Origin of the sequence: Bradyrhizobium sp. DOA9 (assembly GCF_000617845.2) — a bacterium.
Classification (GTDB): Bacteria; Pseudomonadota; Alphaproteobacteria; order Rhizobiales; family Xanthobacteraceae; genus Bradyrhizobium.
In genome coordinates, this window is the sequence record NZ_DF820425.1 from 1756149 (window position 1) to 1774201 (window position 18053).

An 18053-nucleotide genomic window follows, 5' to 3' on the forward strand; every position below is an offset into this window, starting at 1 on the left:
CCCACCATCGCTCAGTGACACGAAGGAAGAAGACGTGGGCACGCTTCGCTTTGCCCACCCTACGAGACCTCGCTTCCGCTACGCCTTCTCCAGCGCCGCGGTGAGATCCTCGATCAGGTCGTCCGCGTGCTCCAGCCCCGCCGAGAAGCGGATGAAGCCCTCGCTGATGCCGAGCGCGGCGCGGTCTTCCGGCTTGAGGCGCTGATGCGTCGTGGTCGCCGGATGGGTGACGAGGCTCTTGGCGTCGCCGAGATTGTTGGAGATCTTGGCAAGCTTCAATTCGTTGAGCACGCGGAACGCCGCCGCCTTGCCGCCCTTGACCTCGAAGCCGACCAGCGTCGAGCCGCCGCGCATCTGCTTCTTCACCAGCGCCGCCTGCGGATGATCGGCGCGGCCGGGATAGACCAGTCGCGAAATCTTGGGATGGCTCGCCAGCACCTCGGCGATGCGCGCGGCATTGTCGGTCTGCGCGCGCACCCGCACGCCCAGCGTCTCCAGGCCCTTGAGCAGGACCCAGGCATTGAACGGCGAGATCGACGGGCCGGTCTGGCGCATGAAATTGTGGATGTGCTCGGCGATGAAGGCTTCCGAGGACAGGATGATGCCGCCGAGACAACGGCCCTGGCCGTCGATGTGCTTGGTCGCGGAGTAGACGACGACGTCGGCCCCGAGCGCGAGCGGGCTCTGCCAGATCGGCGTCGCAAACACGTTGTCGACGACGAGCCGCGCGCCGCCCTTGTGCGCGATCTCGGCGATCGAGGGAATGTCGAGCACATCCAGCGTCGGGTTGGTCGGGCTCTCCAGGAAGAATGTCTTGGTGTTGGGGCGGAGCGCGCGCTGCCACTGGTCGAGATCGAGCCCGTCGACCAGCGTGGTCTCGATGCCGTAGCGCGGCAACAGGTCCTGCACGACGTAGAGGCACGAGCCGAACAGCGCGCGCGAGGCCACGACGTGATCGCCGGCCTTGAGCGGCGCCAGGATCGCGGTCGTCACCGCCGCCATGCCGGTCGCCGCCGAGCGCGCGGCCTCGGCGCCTTCGAGCTCGATCATGCGGCGCTCGAACATCGCAATGGTCGGGTTGGAATAGCGCGAATAGATGAAGCCGGGGTCCTCGCCCTTGAACCGCGCCTCGCACTCCTCCGCGCTGGCGTAGACATAGCCTTGCGTCAGGAACAGCGCCTCCGACGTCTCGCCATATTGCGAGCGCAGGGTGCCGGAATGGACCAGGCGGGTTTCGGGGCGGTAGGCAGCGGACGACTTCGACATAGGACCCTCTCCGACATGACCGTCGGCGAAAACGGTCACAAAAAAACCGGCCTGGATATCTCCACGGGCCGGGATCACAGAGGTCCCCGGCCTGTTTAGCGACTTATTTAACGTGGCTGCAAGCCGGCCGGCTCAAATCACCACGGGATAAGTGATGCTCATATTCCGCAATGCCCTTTCCGTCAAGGCGTCCATCGGATAGCCGTAAAAGACCTGTATTTCCGGCATGGCCGGATGCATTCGACCCCTTATGAGGACCCCCGGTTGACGTTCCCGGTCGCCGCCGACGCCAATGGTATCCTGCCCGACCGCATGATCGCGGCGATGGCGGAAGAAGGTCTCATCCTGCCCGCCTACGACTTCGTCGAGAGCCAGATCCAGCCGGCGAGCCTCGATCTGCGCCTCGGCGACATCGCCTATCGCGTCCGTGCCAGCTTCCTCCCCGGTCCCGGCGCCACCGTCGCCGAGCGCATCGACGAGTTGAAGCTGCACGAGTTCAGCCTCGCCGACGGCGCGGTGCTGGAGACCAACTGCGTCTACATCGTGCCGCTGCTGGAGAGCCTGGCGCTACCGCCGGAGATCGTCGCGGCCGCCAATCCGAAGAGCTCGACCGGCCGGCTCGACGTCTTCACCCGCGTCATCGCCGACGGCACCCGCCGCTTCGACATGATCGGCGCCGGCTATCACGGCCCGCTCTATGCCGAGATCAGCCCGAAGACGTTTCCGGTGCTGGTGCGCGAGGGCTCGCGTCTCAGCCAGGTCCGCTTCCGCACCGGCGATGCCATCCTCAATGCCGACGAGCTCGATGCGCTGCACGCCAGCGAGCGTCTCGTCGACATCGACGATGCGGATCTGTCCGGCGGCGTTGCCGTCTCGGTCGATCTCTCCGGCGAGAGGGCGAACGGCTTCGTCGGCTACCGCGCCAAGCGCCACACCGGCGTCGTCGATGTCGATCGCCGCGCCGGCTACGCGGTGGAGGATTTCTGGGAGCCGATCTCGGCGCGGGCCGACGGCAGCCTGATCCTCGACCCCGGCGAGTTCTATATCCTCGCCTCCAAGGAAGCGGTGCAGGTGCCGCCCGACTACGCCGCGGAGATGGTGCCGTTCGATCCCCTGGTCGGCGAATTCCGCGTGCACTATGCCGGCTTCTTCGATCCCGGCTTCGGCTATGCCGGCGCGGGCGGGCTGGGATCGCGCGCCGTGCTGGAGGTGCGCTCGCGCGAGGTGCCGTTCATCCTCGAGCACGGCCAGATCGTCGGCCGCCTCGTCTACGAGAAGATGCTGGCCCGTCCCGACGCGATGTACGGCCAGCGCATCGGCTCGAACTACCAGGCGCAGGGGTTGAAGCTGAGCAAGCATTTCCGGGTGTAGCTACACACTCCGCTGTCATTCCCCGCGACCGGGCTACGCCAAGGCTTCGCCGGGGTTGAGGTCCTGGGGCGCCGAAGCTCTAGCGTAGGCGGCAGGCGGGGAATCCAGTACGCCGCGGCCTTTTCGGCTCAATCACAAACTTCCCCGGAGTACTGGATCGCCCGCCCCAGTGCGCAACTGCGCACAAGGCGGACGATGACACCGAGATCGCGTCCGGTTGCGTCACCCGGTCCGCGATGACACACTCCCGCAAAACAACAAGCCGGGAGCGAACATGACGGCCGCACCAGACCTCGCGCAGGAAGTTCAATGGCAGCGCTGGCGCGCGATCGCCGATCTCTACCATGCCTACTTCACCGGCCTCATCCTCAGCGTCGTTACGCGCCGTGGCACGGCGGATGCCGCAGAATTCGTCTTCCGCGTGTTTCGTCGCCAGCAGCAGGAGCGTTTCCTGCCGGGGCTCAAAAAGCTTGAGATCGATCATCTGCCGCCGGCGGTCGCCGCCGCGCAATATCACTATCTCTCCAACTGGATCGGCGGCGTGCACGTCGAATACATGTACGAGAGCGACACCAAGGCCTGGATCCGCTATCCGCCGCCGCGCTGGATCTGGAGGGGCACCGCGATCTGCGGCGTGCCGGGCGAGGTCTCGCGCGCGATGCTGCGCGGCTGGCACGCCAACAACGGCGTTGCCCTCGGCGATCTCAGGCTCGGCTTCGTCTGCACCAAGCAGAGCGTCGACGGCCAGGACGGGCTCGAAGGCTATTATTATCTCTACGACCATCCGCTCGAACTCGACCAGCGCCTCGTGTTCGCGCGGCACCTGGAAGCGCCGCTGTTCGATGCAAAGACGGCGCCGGCATTGCCAGTCGCGAGCTGGCCGAGACCGCGGCTGGAAAAGGCCTATCGCAATTACGCGATGGAATATGTCCGCACCGCCGCGCCCGTGATGGTGCAGCTGTTCGGCCCGGAGGATGCGGGCTATCTGCTGCACCTCACCGGCAGGCTGATCGGCATGCAATATTTCGACGAGGTCGCGGCCGCGCTGGCGATGAATCGCGGCGGCGCGCGAGAATTCGCATCGTTCCTGAATGCGCTGCTCGCCGCGCAGGATGATGCGGCCGCGATGACGCAATCCGAAGGCACGTTCGAGATCCGCCAGCAAAGCTGGAGGCTGATGGACGACGTCGCCGACTATTCTCGCGCGTGCGCCAAGGTGCTGGAGGGATTGTTCGAAGGCCTCGCTGCAGGCTGCGGCCGGCACATCGGCGTGCAGATGCGCACCGCTCCAGGCGGGCGCCCGCCGCTGGTGTGGACGATCGGGTAATTCCACCGCTTGAAATGCGCTGCCGCAGGGCACGCCTGCATCAGGCGCAGGCGGAAGCGTCGCGCGCCGTGCTAACACGCCTCAGCCGCGCCATTCGCGCGAACGAAGCTATCGGCACACCAAATGATTGCCGCGCCGCAATGGCGCCTGCGCCCCCGGGAGAGGACATGTCCGACATCGCCGAAATCCCGGTCGATGAGCAAGAGCGCCCGCTGCCGCCGCCTCCGCCGCCGATCAGAAGCGCGCTGACCGATGGGCCGATCCTGCGCACGCTGCTCTCGCTCGCCTGGCCGAACGTGATCGGTCTGTCGGCCGGCATCTGCGTCGTCATCGCCGAGACCTCCTATGTCGGCCGGCTCGGCGTCGAGGCGCTGGCGGCGATGGCGCTGGTGTTTCCGACGATCATTCTGACCATGACGATGTCCGGCGGCGCCATGGGCGGCGCGGTGGCCTCGGCCATCGCGCGTGCGCTCGGCGCCGGGAACCGCGAGCGTGCCGGCATCCTTGCCGTGCACGCGATGCTGATCGGCATCAGCTTCGGCCTCGTCTTCATGCTGGGCATGCTGATCTTCGGGCCAAAACTGCTCGAAATGCTCGGCGGCCGCGGCGACGTGCTGACGCATGCGATCGCCTACACGCAGGTGTTCTTCGGCGGCGCCGTGCTGCCCTGGCTGCTCAACACCATGGCGGGGATCTTGCGCGGCACCGGCAACATGAAGTTGCCGTCGTTCCTGATCCTCAATTCCGCGGCTTGGCAGATCGTGCTCGGCGGCACGCTCGGCCTCGGGCTCGGGCCGGTGCCGCAGCTCGGCATGCGCGGCGTCGCTGCCGGCGCGCTGATCGCCTACGTCATGAACATCGGCATCATGAGCTGGTACTTGTTCTCCGGCCGCGCGCGGATCACGCTGAAGCTGCGCGGCCTGCGTATTCAATGGGCGATGTTCTTCGACATCCTGAAGGTCGGCGCCATCGCCTGCTTCTCGCCGCTGCAATCGGTGCTGACGATCTCGATCTTCACCCACATGCTGGCGCAGTTCGGCACCGCGATCCTCGCCGGGTATGGCGTCGGCGCGCGGCTGGAATTTTTGCTGACCTCGATCGCGTTCTCGTTCGGCATTGCCTGCGTGCCGATGGTCGGGATGGCGATCGGCGCCGGCCGCATCGCGCGGGCCCGGCGCATCGCCTGGACCGCTAGCGTTGCCGCTTTCGTGGCGGTCGGCGCACCGGCGTGTCTCGTCGCGATCTTCCCCGATCTCTGGGTCAACATGTTCACCGACAGCGTGGAAGTGCGCGCGGCGAGCCATCAATATCTCTCGACGGTCGGGCCGTTCTACGCCTTCTTCGGCCTTGCGACGACGATGTATTTCTCCTCGCAAGGCGCGGCCAAGGTGATCGGCCCGGTGCTGGCGCAGACGGCGCGGCTGATCTACATCGCCGGTGTCGGCTGGTGGCTTTCGACGCACGGCGCCAGCGCGCAGAGCTTCTTCTGGCTGGCCGCGAGCTCGATGGTCGTGCTCGGCCTCTTGTCGTGCTCGAGCGTCGTGCTGACCCGCTGGGGACCGCGCGAGACGAAGCCTGCGGTCAGGCCGGCGCTTTCGGCTGGCAACTAGCGGCGCTTGTGGCGGCGATGGCCGCTACCGCCGGTATTGGCGAGCCGCATCAATTGCGGGATCATCGCCATCATGTCGCTGCCGCCGCTGCCGCCGAGCATGCCCATGATGTCGCCGCCGCCCATGCTGCCGATCCCGACCGGCATGGTGCCGCCACCCATCGGCGCGTAGCCGCCGTAGCTCGGTGCTCCGAATCCGCCGCCGAAATTGCTGCCGCCGCCCATCATGCCGCCGAGCCCGCCGCCGTTCTCCATCATGCGGCTCATCATCGGGCCCATTGTCTGCATCAGCATGGCGAAGCGGCGCTTGCCCATCTTCGCCTTCATCATCTCCAGCATCGGCGCCATCTGGGTCATCATGTCCTCGCCGCCGGCTCCTCCGCCGCCGAGGAATTGTGCCTTTGCCGGCACGCTCGAGATCGAAAACAGCAGCAGCACCGCGGCTGCCTGGCAGATCACCTTGTCCGCACCTCTCATGGCATGCTCCTCGCGTGCGTGGCGCCGCCGGGAGAGCGGAGCCGACCGGACGCACGAGGGGCATGGTTACGGCCGGCGAGGACAGGCTTCTGTGAGAAAGCTCACAGTGAATGATCAGGCCGCCGCCGGCGGAAACGCCTTGTGCATGGCGGCCACCGCCTCCCTGGTTTGCCCCTGAACGTAAGGCGCGAGCTCGTTCGGCAGCATGTCGATGATCCAGACGAGGCGGCAGCTCGTCTCGCCCTCGGCGATGACCTGCACGGAGGCGCTGTAATGCTTCAACCGTTCATTGTTGATGGCATAGACGAGGCGCCGCCGCGCATCGTCGCAATCGACCAGCACCTCGCGCGCCGCCGAGCCGTTGGCGAAGGTGACGATGCGCGCATCGCCGTCGAGCGTGCACGCCGTGACGAAGCCCGGCACCAGCCGCCGATGCAGCGCGCCGAAATCACGCACCGCGTCCCAGACGTCATGCGCGGAGGCGGGGAGGGGGATGTCGTTGTGGATGGAGGCCATGAAGGTGTCCTTGATTGCGATAAGTGGTGCCACCGATTCCGTCATTGCGAGCGCAGCGAAGCAATCCAGAAATCCCTCTGCAGAGACAGTCTGGATTGCTTCGTCGCATCGGCGCAAAATTGCTACGCAATTTTGTCGCGAGCTCCTCGCAATGACGAAGGAGAGAGCTCAGCTACAAACCGCCTCGACATTGTTGCCGTCAGGGTCGATCAGGAACGCCGCGTAATAGGTCGGGCTGTAATCCCTGCGCGGGCCGGCGCCGCCATTGTCGCGGCCGCCGCACTTGAGGCCTTCGCTGTGAAACGCCTTGACCGCGTCATGGTCTTTGGCGCGGAAGGCGATGTGGACGCCGTCGGCCTTGCGGCCCTTGTTCAGGTGCAGCCACAGCGCCGGCTCGCCCTTCGGCCCGAAGCCGGCATAACCGTCGCCACTCGAGCACAGGACAAAGCCGAGTGGCGCCAGCACCGCGCTGTAGAAGCGCGTGGCGGCGTCGAGGTCGGCAACGCGTAGTCCAATGTGGTCGTACATGTTCGTCTCCATTGCGAAATGCGTGCCGCGAGTGGCACGCGCCGGAGACGAAACTAGTCAGTTGAGGGCAAGCTGCTCTTGGAGAATCTTGCGCTCCCCCTTCGACGCCTGGCGGAACTTGGTCGGTGACATTCCGGCGGCGCGATGGAAGGTGCGGACGAAGTTGGAGAGATCGCCGAAGCCGACGTCATAGGCGATGTCGGTGACCGCGATGTCATCATCTGTCAGCAGCCGCGCGGCGTGCCGCAGCCGCGAGCGCACCAGATATTGATGCGGGGTGACGCCGAGCACGGCCGAGAACAGCCGCAGGAAATGGAACGGGCTCAGGCCCGCCTGCTTTGCTGATTGTTCGAGGTCGAGCTCGGCATGCGAATTGCCGTCGATCCACAGCGCGGCCTCCACCGCGCGGCGGCGATCGCGCGCGGTCGGGGTGGCCGGCTTGCGCGCCTTGCCCGAGACGGCGTCGACAAAACGGCCGGCCAGGATCTGGCCGATTTCGTCGAGGCCGAGATCGCTGTTGCCATCTGCTGCCGTCTGGGCCAGCTCGCCCAGCACCATCAGCTCGGGCAGCGGTGGCGTTGCGCCGATCTGCCAGATCTCGCGCCGCCCGCCGAGGGCGTCGACCAGATCCTCGCTGAAGAAGAAGCCGAGGCAGACGTCGCCGGACACGTGCTCGTGCGTGCAGGTGTATTCCTCGCCGGGGGCGCCGATCAGCATCGAGCCCGCCACCAGCTCGAAGAAGCCGGCGCGGCAACGGCAGCCGAAGCTGCCGGAACGCACATAGGCGATGGAATGGCCGGTGCGGCATTCCGCGAACGGCGCATCGTCCGGTCCCGCATCGCAGCGAAACTCGGAAGCCGTGATCGAGGGCGTCGTCAGCAGCGTGGTGGCGTGCATGCCGCCTTATCTAGGTGGAGGGTCTCGGCGGGGCAACGGGCAGCAGCACCTCGAACAACGTCTTGCTGGCGATGGGATGGGCGCCTTCCAGCGCCAGCAGCCGTCGCTTGGAGATCACGCCGCCGTAAGGAGAGAGCCGGTCGGTGTAATTGCCAGCCTCCAGCACCCGGTGGCAGGGCACGATCAGCATGAAGGGATTTTTCGCGATCGCCTGCGCCACGGAATAGGATGCGCCGGAGGCGCCCAGCGCCCGGGCGACCTCCTGATAGGTGCGGGTCTCCCCGCGCGGAATGCTGCAGGCGTATTCGTAGACGCGCCGGTTGAATCCGGGCACGCCGCCGGCGTCCAGGCTGACCTCGGAAAAATCGGGATCGTGACCTTGCAGCAGGCCAATGATGCCCTCGATCGCAAGCTCGGCGTTCTCGGACGGGCGCTGCTCCCGCGCCTCGGGATGGACCTGGAAAATCCGGCGGCGGGTGTCGATCTCCCGCGCCTCCGGCAATTGCACGGCGACCACGCCGGTGCCGCTCCAGATGATGCCGCAACGGCCGATCGCCGTGTCGAATATCGCGTAAGCCCGCCCCACCATGCACACGCCCCACTCAGTGCACGTTTCTCCCCGGAAAAACGATCATAACACCGCCACAATCCGGCGCACCTGGAATCTTTCCAGGACGTTAACAAGCGTCCGGCCGGCCACGCCAAACCGCTTGGCGGCCGGCGCCGTCTCGGCTAATCAGGAGGGGCGCGAGGCGCGCATCTCGCGGGCGTAGTTCAATGGTAGAACGGCAGCTTCCCAAGCTGCATACGAGGGTTCGATTCCCTTCGCCCGCTCCAAGTTTTCCCCGATCGCCATTCCGGTTTGAGCAGATTGCGCGCTCGCGCACCGCATAAAGATTCCAATATATTAGCCTCTCACTTCCGGCACGGATCGCTTCCCCGCCCTAAGCTTCTGTCACCCGGCGGATACGGTCCTGGTGACGGGTTGAGCTCGATGAAGGCCAAGGCCAACAACAATGGACCAGCAAAAACTCGATCGCGCGATCGGCCGGCGGCTGAAGACGCTGCGGACGCAGGCGGGGATGACGTTGAACGAGCTTGCAGGCCGCTCCGGCGTCAGCCGGGCCATGATCGGGCGGGTGGAGCGGGCGCAGAGCAGTGCGACGGCGGCGCTGCTGAACAAGCTCTGCGCGGCGCTCGACGTCACGCTCAGCGATGTCGTCGCGCTCGCCGAGAAGCCGCCGGAGCGCCTGGTGCGGCTGGCGGACCAGCCGCTCTGGCGCGATCCCGACAGCGGCTATCGCCGCCGGCACGCCTCGCCGCCGGATGCAGCCAGCGGCATCGAGATCATCGTGGTCGACCTTCCGGCCGGCGCGCGCGTCTCCTACAGCCCTTGGGGCCGCAACGCCTTCACCCAGCAGCTGCTGATGCTGGAGGGCGCGGTCGCCGTGCATATCGATGCCAAGGCGGTGCGGCTGCGCGCGGGCGATTGTCTGGATTTCGACGTGATGCGCGCCGTGATCTTCGAGAACGAAACCCGGCAGGACGCGCGCTACGTGATCATCACGCGGCGCGGCGCGTCCTACGGCAAGATGTGAGGGCAGGGATGCAGACGAGCACGATGCAGATCCGCACCGGCGACACCTATGATCCGCGCGTCGTCGCGCTGCTCGATCATCACGTCACGACAGCGCGGGCGCAGACGGCGCGGGGCAGCGCCCATGCGCTCGATCTCGCGGGCCTGCGTGCACCGGAGGTCGCGTTCTGGACCGGCTGGGACGGCGAGACGCTGGTTGCGACCGGCGCGTTGAAGACGTTTTCGCCTGAACATGGCGAGGTCAAGTCGATGCATACGCTGCAGACCGCGCGGCGGCGCGGCTATGGCGGCCAGATGCTGCGCCACATCATCGCGGAAGCCCGCGCGCGCGGCCTGACGCGGCTCAGCCTCGAGACCGGCGCGTGGGATTATTTCAAGCCGGCGCACGCGCTCTATCTGGCACACGGCTTCGTCGCCTGCGGCCCGTTCGAGGGTTATGCCGAGGATCCCAACAGCCTGTTCCTGGCGCTGGACCTGTCGGCACCGGCGCACCGATAGCTCACGAGCGCGGCGCAAAAAGATCGATCCCCTCATGAAATGAGTTGCGTACCTCAAAACACCTCTGCTAGCCTTCAGCCATGGCCGAGACCCTCGCCCCGACTGCGCTGACGCTGAAGGACATCGCCCGTGAGGCCGGTGTCAGCCTCGCCACGGTCGATCGCGTGCTGCACAACAGGCCGGGGGTCCGCCCGGACACGGTCCGGCGCGTCAAGGACGCCATCGCGCGCAATTCGTTCCAGCCGCATGTGGCCGCCGCCGAGCTCGCGCGCGGCCGCGCCCGCCGCTTCGCCTTCGTGATGCCGTCGGGCCCGAACCCGTTCATGCAGCAGATCGAGGCCTATCTCGGCGAGATGGCGGCCTGGCTGTCGGCCCGCCGCCTCAATGTCGAGATGATCGCAACCGACGTGTTCGAGCCCGCAGCGCTCGCGGCCTCGCTCGAGGCGCTGTCGGGCGACTATGACGGCCTCGCCGTGGTGGCGCTGGACCATCCGAGCGTCCGCGCCGCCATCAACGACCTCGTCGATGCCGGCACCAAGGTGGTGACGCTGGTCTCGGACGTGCCGTCCTCGCGCCGCCACCATTATGTCGGCATCGACAACATCGCCGCGGGCCGCACCGCCGGCGCGCTGGTCGGGCGGCTGGTCGGCCAGAGATCCGGCAAGGTCGCAATCGTCGCGGGCTCGCAGGGCCTGCGCGACCATGCCGAACGCATCTTCGGCTTCAACCAGGTGATGGGATCCGAATTCCCCGATCTCAGCGTGCTGCCGGTGCTGGAAGGGCGCGACGATGACGGCCGCTCGGAGCAGCTGCTGGCGCGGCTGCTCGGCAAGCATCCCGACATCGTCGGCCTCTACAACGTCGGCGCCGGCACGCAGGGCGTCGCCAAAGCGCTGAACGACAAGGCGCTGAACGAAAAGACCTCTGGCGCGGCCGGGCGCGACAAGCAGGTGGTGTTCGTCGGGCACGACGTCACCGCGCTGACGCGCCGCTTGCTGCTGCAGGGCGTGATGGATGCCGCGATCTCGCAGAACCCCGGGCATGAAGCGCGCGCGGCCGTCCGCGTGCTGCTCGCGCTCGCCCGCGGCGAGCCGATCTTGAGCGAACAGGAGAAGATCAGGATCGACATCGTGATGCGGGACAATCTGCCCTAGCGGCAACTGGATTTGGAAACGGACCGCCAGCGGGCGAGGAAGCGACGCAAGATCGCTCCACCGCGGCAGGCCGAAAGGGAGGACGAATTGTTTCTCGGGATCGACATCGGCACGTCCGGTGTGAAAGCGGTGCTCGTGAGCGAAGCCGGCGCGGTGACCGCGACGGCCGCGCGCGAGCTTGCGCTGTCGCACCCGGCGCCGCTGTGGTCCGAGCAGGATCCCGATGCCTGGGTCGAGGCGGCGGTCGGCGCCGTCGACGATCTCGCCGCGCGCCATCCGCGCGACGTCGCGCAGGTGCGCGGCATCGGACTGTCGGGTCAGATGCATGGCGCGACGCTGCTTGGCGAGGACGGCCGCCCGCTGCGTCCGGCCATCCTCTGGAACGACGGCCGCTCGCAGGCCGAATGCGCAGCGCTGGAGCGGCGCTGTCCCTCCCTGCACGCGATCGCCGGCAATCTGGCGATGCCGGGTTTCACCGCGCCAAAACTGCTCTGGGTGGCACGGAACGAGCCGAAGATCTTCGACCGCGTGGCGAAGGTGCTGCTGCCGAAGGCCTATGTGCGCTATCGCCTCACCGGCGAGATGGTCGAGGACATGTCGGATGCCGCCGGCACGCTGTGGCTCGACGTCGGCCTGCGCCGCTGGTCCGCGCTGCTGCTGCATGCCACCGGGCTCGATCTGCACCACATGCCCCGTCTCGTCGAGGGCAGTGCGGCGAGCGCGGTGCTCGCACCCGAATACGCGCAGCGCTGGGGCATGGCGAAAAATGTCGTGGTCGCGGGCGGCGCCGGCGACAATGCGGCGAGTGCGATCGGGCTCGGCGCCATCGCGCCCGGCGATGCCTTCCTGTCGCTGGGAACGTCGGGCGTCCTGTTCCGCATCACGGACCGCTTCGCTCCAGCGCCGGCTTCGGCCGTGCATGCGTTCTGCCACGCGCTGCCCGGCCTCTGGCACCAGATGGGTGTGATGCTGTCGGCCGCCGCCTCGCTCGCCTGGCTCGCCGACGTGATGGAGACGCCGGCCGCAGCGCTGCTGGCGCCGCTCGGCGAGCGCGTCGATGCACCAGGCCCGGTCCAGTTCCTGCCCTATCTCGACGGCGAGCGCACGCCGCACAACGATGCCGCCGCCAGCGGCGCCTTCGTCGGCCTGCGCGGCGCGACCGGGCGTTCGCAGATCGTGCAGGCCGTGCTCGAAGGCGTCGCCTTTGCCGCGCGCGACAATCTGTCGGCGCTGAGCACAGCCAGCGGGCCGATCGCCGAGGTCGATCTCGTCGGCGGCGGCTCGCGCTCGCCGCTATGGGCGCAGATCTGCGCCGACGTGCTCGGCATGCCCGTCCACCGCGTCGAGGAAGGCGAGGTCGGCGCCGCGCTCGGTGCTGCCAGGCTCGGCCGGCTCGCCGTAACAGGCGAGAACCCCGCGGACGTCTGCACGCGCCCGCGGCGGCTCGCAAGCTTCACACCCCGCCCGTCCGTCGCCGCGGCCTATGAAGAGGCCTATCGGCGATGGCGCGCGCTCTATCCCGCATTGAAGGAGACTTAAGTGAACGCGCCAGCCAAATTCTTCGATGCAAGTGCACCCGTCGCCTTCGGCGGCAAGGAGGCCGAAGGCGCGCCCGCCTTCCGCTGGTACGACAAAGACCGCCTGGTGCATGGCCGCCGGCTCGAGGATCATTTGCGCTTTGCGGTCTGCTATTGGCACTCGTTCTGCTGGCCGGGCGGCGATCCCTTCGGCGGCGAGACCTTCCTGCGGCCGTGGCACCACGGCACCGACGCGATGGCACTGGCCCGCGCCAAGGCCGATGTCGCCTTCGAGCTGTTCCGCCTGCTGGACGTGCCCTTCTTCACCTTCCATGACGTCGATGCGGCGCCGGAAGGCGCTTCCCTCGCCGAGTCCGTCGCCAACCTCAACGCCATCGCCGATCTGTTCGAGCAGAAGATGGCATCGAGCAAGGTCCGCCTGCTCTGGGGCACTGCGAACCTGTTCACGCACCGCCGCTACATGGCGGGCGCGGCGACCAATCCGGACCCCGAGATCTTCACTTATGCCGCCGGCCAGGTCCGCGCCGCGCTTGAGGTGACGCACCGGCTCGGCGGGCAGAACTACGTGCTGTGGGGCGGACGCGAGGGCTACGAGACGCTGCTCAACACCGATCTCAAGCGCGAGCTCGACCAGCTCGGCCGCTTCGTCTCGCTGGTCGTCGAGCACAAGCACAAGATCGGCTTCAAGGGCCCGCTCCTGATCGAGCCGAAGCCCAAGGAGCCGACCAAGCACCAATATGATTTCGACGTCGCCACCTGCTACGGCTTCCTCGAACGCTACGACCTGCTCAAGGACGTCAAGCTCAACATCGAGCAGAACCACGCCATCCTCGCCGGCCACTCCTTCCATCACGAGGTCGCGCTGGCCGAGGCGCTCGGCGTGTTCGGCTCGCTCGACATCAACCGCGGCGACGATCTGCTCGGCTGGGACACCGACCAGTTCGCGATGAACGTGCCGGAGCTGGCGCTGGTGTTCCACGAGATCCTGAACCGCGGCGGCTTCACCACGGGCGGGCTCAACTTCGATGCCAAGATCCGCCGCCAGTCGATCGACCCCGATGATCTCATCCATGCCCATGTCGGCTCGATGGATGCCTGCGCGCGGGCCTTCCTCGCCGCCGCCGACATGCTCGATGCCGGCACGCTGAGCGCGCCGCTGGCAAAGCGCTACGAGGGCTGGGCCGGTCCGGAGGGCCGCGCCATTCTCGCCGGCCAGCGCTCGCTCGCCGATCTCGCCGACCGTGCGATGTCGCCCGGCTTCGATCCGCAGCCGCGCTCGGGCCGGCAGGAATATCTGGAATCCCTGGTCAACCGCTATGTCTGAGGAAACGCCGCTGATGACGAAAGCTGACGCGACACCGGTGCTCGAGCTCACCGGCATCGGCAAGGAGTTCGGCGCGATCCGCGCGCTGCACGACGTCGACCTGCAGGTCTGGCCCGGCGAGGTGGTCGGGCTGATGGGCGACAACGGCGCCGGCAAGTCGACGTTGGTGAAGATCATCGCCGGCAATTTCCGGCCCACCCATGGCGAGATGCGCTTTGCCGGCAGCGAGGTGCATTTCAACCGGCCGGTCGATGCCCGCGCCGTCGGCATCGAGGTCGTCTATCAGGACCTCGCGCTCGCTGACAATTTGACGGCCGCCGCCAACGTCTTTCTCGGCCGCGAGCTGAAGCGCAGGTTCGGACCGATTGCCTTGCTCGACCACAAGGCGATGGCCTCGCGCGCGCTCGAGCTGTTCGGCGAGCTGCGCTCGGAGACGCGCCCCGACGATCTCGTCAGGCAGATGTCGGGCGGCCAGCGCCAGGCGGTCGCGATCGCGCGCACCCGGCTTTCCAATGCGCGGCTGGTGATGATGGACGAGCCGACCGCCGCGATCTCGGTGCGCCAGGTCGAGCAGGTGCTCGGCCTGATCCACCGGCTGAAGGAGCAGGGCGTCGCCGTGATGCTGATCTCGCACCGCATGCCCGACGTGTTCGCCGTATGCGACCGCGTCGTCGTCATGCGGCGCGGCGAGAAGCGCGCCGACAAGTCGATTCACCAGACCTCCCCAGAGGAGGTTACCGCCCTCATCACCGGTGCGAAGGAGGCGGCGTGATGGCCATGCCCTTGGAATCCCCGATCAGCTTCACCAATGTCGGCAAGATCAGATGGTGGCAGCGCGGCATCTTCGCCTCGCAGACCGGCTACGTCCTGCTCGCGCTGGCGGTGCTGCTGGTGATCATGCACTTCGCCAGCCCGTACTTCTTCAGCCAAGGCAACATGCAGAACGTGGCGAAGAACTTTTCCTTCATCGCCATTGCGACGCTCGGCATCACCTTCGTGATCATCACCGGCGGCATCGACCTGTCGGTGGGATCGATGATGTGTTTTTCCGCCATGATCACCTCGATGGTGATGACCGAGCTGTCGGCGCCGGGCTCGCCGCTGGTGCACATGGCGGCCGACGGCAAGACCGTGCTCGCCAATGTTCCGGGGCTGATCCTGCTCATCTCGATCCTCGCCGGCCTCGGCGTCGCGCTGATTGCCGGCCTCGTCAACGGCTTCTGCATCGCCGTACTCGGCCTGTCGCCCTTCGTCACCACGCTCGGCATGCTCTCGATCGTGCGCGGACTCGGCTACGTCGTCTCCAACGGACGCGGCAGCTTCCCGGGCGGGCCGGACGCCGATTATTTCTATGCGCTCACGTCCGGTGACGTGCTCGGCGTGCCGTCGCCGTTCATCTATCTGATGATCCTGGCGCTGGCCATGGCCGTGGTGCTGCACCACACGTCGTTCGGCCGCCACGTCTTCGCGCTCGGCGGCAACGAGAAGGCGGCCGAGCTCACCGGCATTCCGGTGGTGCGGGTGAAGATCGAGGTGTACGTGATCTGCGCGCTCGCCGCGGGCCTGCAGGGCATCATCGTCTCGGGCTGGCTCGGATCGGCGCCGGCCAACATGGCGACCTCCTACGAACTCAACGTGATCGCGGCGGCCGTGATCGGCGGTGCCAATCTCGCCGGCGGCATCGGCGGCCCGCTCGGGGCCATCGTCGGCTGCGTGCTTTTGGAGGTGATCCGCAACGGGCTCGTGCTGGCCCAGGTCTCCTCGTACTGGCAGCAGACGCTGGTCGGCGTGATCATCATTCTGGCTGTTCTGGTCGACCGCGTCCGCTCGCGGATGACCTGACATGACGACATCTCGGGAAGGCAAGGAAAACGCCGCCTATCCGCTTCCCGGGGGCTTTCGAGGGGATAGGCACCAACAAGAGTGGAGGAGACAATGAGGAAACTGCTTTTAGCCGGTATCGCCGTTGCGATGATGGCGACGCCGGCATTTGCTGCGAACTACCGCTTCGTCATCGTGCCGAAGGCGATGAACAACCCGTTCTTCGACTTTTCGCGCGACGGCTGCCTGAAGCGCGCCAAGGAGCTCGGCAACATCGAGTGCATCTACAAGGGCCCGGTCGAGCATGAGCCGGCGACCCAGGCCCAGATCATCCAGGACTTCGTCACGCAGAAGGTCGATGGTCTCGCCATCTCGGTCGCGGACGTCGCGGCCATGACCAAGTCGATCGAGGCGGCGACCGCTGCCGGCATTCCCGTCATCACCTTCGATGCGGACGCGCCGGGCTCCAAGCGCATCGCCTATATCGGCACCAACAACAAGGAGTTCGGTGTCGCGCTCGGCAAGCAATTGCTGAAAATGCGGCCGGACGGCGGCAAATACGCGATGGTCTCCGGCGGCCCCGGCGCCAAGAACCTCGCCGAGCGCGTCGACGGCGTGCGCGAGGCGCTGAAGGGCTCGAAGTGGACCGAGGTCGCGGGCTCGCCGAGCTTCTGCAACGACGATCCTGCGCTCGCGGTGCAGCAGATGACGGACATGCGCACTGCAACGCCGGATCTCGCCGCCATCGTCCCGATCGGCGGCTGGCCGATGTTCGCGCCCGAAGGCTTCAAGGCCTTCGCCAGCAAGAACAAGAAGGACATCGATTCCGGCAAGTTCACGCTGGTCGTCGCCGATACGCTGAAGATGCAGCTCGAGCTGCTGCGTGACGGCTATGCCAACGCGCTGGTCGGCCAGCGTCCGTTCGAGATGGGCGAGAAGGCGATGGACACGCTGCTCGCCATCAAGAAGGGCGAGAAGGTGCCGGAGATCGTCTACACCGGCCTCGATCTCGTTACCAAGGACAACGTCGCGCAGATGTTGAAGTAGGAGCGCTGCCCAGCCCCGCGCTCCTGCATGCCTCTCCCGCTTGCGGTTTCCGCAAGCGGGAGAGATGATTTGGAATGGAAGACGATCGCTGGAAGGCCATGGGAATGAAAAGGTCGCGGCTCGGCGCTCTCGATGTCACTTCGCTCGGCCTCGGTTCCGCCCCGCTCGGCGGATTGTTCTCGCCCGTCAGCGATGCCGATGCGCAAGCGGCGATCGAACGCGCGTGGTCGCTCGGCGTTCGATTCTTCGACACCGCCCCGCTCTACGGCTTCGGGCTCGCGGAGCGGCGGTTGGGCGCCTTCCTGCGGCAGCAGCAGCGCGATTCCTACGTCATCTCGACCAAGGTCGGGCGCCTGCTGCGCGCACCCGATGGTGCTGCCCCCGAGGACGAGCACTACAAGGGCACGCCGCGCGAGCGGCCGGTATTCGATTTCAGCTATGACGGCGTGATGCGGTCGGTCGAGGAGAGCCTGCGGCGCCTCGGCCTCGATCGCGTCGACGTCCTGCTCGTGCACGATCCCGACGACCACTATGACGATGCGGTCAACGGCGCCTTCCGTGCGCTCCAGCGCCTGCGCGAGGACGGCACGGTCAAGGCGATCGGCGCCGGCATGAACCAGTCCGAGATGCTGGCTCGCTTCGCCGAGGCCGTGCCGGTCGACTGCTTCCTGCTCGCCGGCCGTTACACGCTGCTGGACCAGGGCGCGCTGGATGCGCTGTTCCCGCTCTGCCAGGCGAGGGGCATCGGCATCCTGCTCGGCGGCATCTACAACAGCGGCATCCTGGCCAATCCCAGGACGAGCGCGAAATTCAACTATCAGGATGCCGATGCGGCGCTGGTGGCACGTGCGCTGGAGCTCGACGAACTCTGCCGCAGGCACGACACCGAGCTGAAGGCCGCCGCGCTGCAATTCTGCATGGCCCACCCGGCGGTGACGGTCGCCGTGATGGGCGCGCGCAATGCCGCCGAGGTCGCCGACAACGTCGCGATGTCGGAGAAGGCGGTGCCGCCGGCATTTTGGCAGGAGCTGCGTGCGCGGAAGCTGGTCGATGCGCGCGCGCCGCTTCCCGGCGGAGCTTAAG

At 66.9% G+C, this 18053-nt stretch carries 18 protein-coding genes, 1 tRNA gene and 1 riboswitch; of the genes, 13 read left to right on the forward strand and 6 right to left on the reverse strand.

Features of this window, described 5'->3' with window-relative positions:
• Positions 1 to 78: 78 nt before the first annotated feature.
• A complete protein-coding gene (locus tag BDOA9_RS08065; RefSeq protein WP_025033434.1) occupies positions 79 to 1266 on the reverse strand; it encodes an O-succinylhomoserine sulfhydrylase in 1188 nt (395 codons plus the stop codon).
• Positions 1267 to 1340: 74 nt separating this feature from the next.
• Positions 1341 to 1420: riboswitch (SAM riboswitch) on the reverse strand.
• A gap of 80 nt (positions 1421 to 1500) precedes the next feature.
• On the opposite strand from BDOA9_RS08065, the gene BDOA9_RS08070 reads away from it, so the two are divergent.
• From BDOA9_RS08070 to BDOA9_RS08080, 3 genes are all read left to right on the forward strand, one after another.
• Positions 1501 to 2637 (forward strand): 2'-deoxycytidine 5'-triphosphate deaminase, encoded by a 1137-nt coding sequence (locus tag BDOA9_RS08070; protein ID WP_152033177.1) that lies wholly within the window; start codon positions 1501 to 1503, stop codon positions 2635 to 2637.
• A 274-nt stretch (positions 2638 to 2911) separates the two neighbouring features.
• A complete protein-coding gene (locus tag BDOA9_RS08075) occupies positions 2912 to 3964 on the forward strand; it encodes a hypothetical protein (RefSeq protein WP_025033436.1) in 1053 nt (350 codons plus the stop codon).
• A 167-nt stretch (positions 3965 to 4131) separates the two neighbouring features.
• Positions 4132 to 5574 (forward strand): MATE family efflux transporter, encoded by a 1443-nt coding sequence (locus tag BDOA9_RS08080; RefSeq protein ID WP_025033437.1) that lies wholly within the window; start codon positions 4132 to 4134, stop codon positions 5572 to 5574.
• Here the strand turns inward: BDOA9_RS08080 and BDOA9_RS08085 are convergent.
• The 5 genes from BDOA9_RS08085 to BDOA9_RS08105 all read right to left on the reverse strand — a co-directional run bounded on the left by BDOA9_RS08085 (position 5571) and on the right by BDOA9_RS08105 (position 8580).
• Complete coding sequence (locus BDOA9_RS08085; protein WP_025033438.1) at positions 5571 to 6050, reverse strand: hypothetical protein; 480 nt, start codon at positions 6048 to 6050, stop codon at positions 5571 to 5573. The genes BDOA9_RS08080 and BDOA9_RS08085 overlap by 4 nt on opposite strands.
• Positions 6051 to 6164: 114 nt before the next feature.
• Positions 6165 to 6566 (reverse strand): SRPBCC family protein, encoded by a 402-nt coding sequence (locus tag BDOA9_RS08090; protein WP_025033439.1) that lies wholly within the window; start codon positions 6564 to 6566, stop codon positions 6165 to 6167.
• 168 nt (positions 6567 to 6734) lie between these two features.
• The gene (locus BDOA9_RS08095) at positions 6735 to 7094 is read right to left on the reverse strand and encodes a VOC family protein (protein ID WP_025033440.1); all 360 of its coding nucleotides are present in this window, start codon (positions 7092 to 7094) and stop codon (positions 6735 to 6737) included.
• Positions 7095 to 7151: 57 nt separating this feature from the next.
• Positions 7152 to 7991, reverse strand: a complete 840-nt coding sequence (locus BDOA9_RS08100; protein WP_025033441.1) for a helix-turn-helix domain-containing protein — start codon at positions 7989 to 7991, stop codon at positions 7152 to 7154.
• A 10-nt stretch (positions 7992 to 8001) separates the two neighbouring features.
• Positions 8002 to 8580 carry a methylated-DNA--[protein]-cysteine S-methyltransferase gene (locus BDOA9_RS08105; protein ID WP_025033442.1) on the reverse strand — a complete coding sequence of 193 codons (579 nt, stop codon included), beginning with the start codon at positions 8578 to 8580 and terminating at the stop codon, positions 8002 to 8004.
• Between the two features lie 174 nt (positions 8581 to 8754).
• Between BDOA9_RS08105 and BDOA9_RS08110 the strand changes: the two genes are divergently transcribed.
• From BDOA9_RS08110 to BDOA9_RS08155, 10 genes are all read left to right on the forward strand, one after another.
• Positions 8755 to 8828: transfer RNA gene (locus BDOA9_RS08110), tRNA-Gly, on the forward strand.
• 179 nt (positions 8829 to 9007) lie between these two features.
• On the forward strand, positions 9008 to 9589 hold the full coding sequence (locus tag BDOA9_RS08115) for a helix-turn-helix domain-containing protein (protein ID WP_025033443.1): 582 nt from the start codon (positions 9008 to 9010) through the stop codon (positions 9587 to 9589).
• A 23-nt stretch (positions 9590 to 9612) separates the two neighbouring features.
• Positions 9613 to 10086, forward strand: a complete 474-nt coding sequence (locus BDOA9_RS08120) for a GNAT family N-acetyltransferase (protein ID WP_025033444.1) — start codon at positions 9613 to 9615, stop codon at positions 10084 to 10086.
• Positions 10087 to 10166: 80 nt separating this feature from the next.
• On the forward strand, positions 10167 to 11240 hold the full coding sequence (locus BDOA9_RS08125) for a LacI family DNA-binding transcriptional regulator (protein WP_025033445.1): 1074 nt from the start codon (positions 10167 to 10169) through the stop codon (positions 11238 to 11240).
• An 87-nt stretch (positions 11241 to 11327) separates the two neighbouring features.
• Positions 11328 to 12779 carry a xylulokinase gene (xylB, locus tag BDOA9_RS08130; protein WP_025033446.1) on the forward strand — a complete coding sequence of 484 codons (1452 nt, stop codon included), beginning with the start codon at positions 11328 to 11330 and terminating at the stop codon, positions 12777 to 12779.
• Positions 12780 to 14102, forward strand: a complete 1323-nt coding sequence (xylA, locus tag BDOA9_RS08135) for a xylose isomerase (protein WP_025033447.1) — start codon at positions 12780 to 12782, stop codon at positions 14100 to 14102.
• Positions 14103 to 14115: 13 nt separating this feature from the next.
• Complete coding sequence (locus tag BDOA9_RS08140) at positions 14116 to 14874, forward strand: ATP-binding cassette domain-containing protein (protein ID WP_025033448.1); 759 nt, start codon at positions 14116 to 14118, stop codon at positions 14872 to 14874.
• Entirely contained in the window at positions 14874 to 15944 is a 1071-nt protein-coding gene (locus tag BDOA9_RS08145; protein WP_025033449.1) for an ABC transporter permease, read from the forward strand. Before BDOA9_RS08140 ends, BDOA9_RS08145 begins: the two co-directional genes overlap by 1 nt.
• A gap of 93 nt (positions 15945 to 16037) precedes the next feature.
• Positions 16038 to 16970 (forward strand): sugar-binding protein, encoded by a 933-nt coding sequence (locus BDOA9_RS08150; protein ID WP_025033450.1) that lies wholly within the window; start codon positions 16038 to 16040, stop codon positions 16968 to 16970.
• A 104-nt stretch (positions 16971 to 17074) separates the two neighbouring features.
• Positions 17075 to 18052, forward strand: a complete 978-nt coding sequence (locus BDOA9_RS08155; protein ID WP_025033451.1) for an aldo/keto reductase — start codon at positions 17075 to 17077, stop codon at positions 18050 to 18052.
• Position 18053 lies beyond the last annotated feature (1 nt).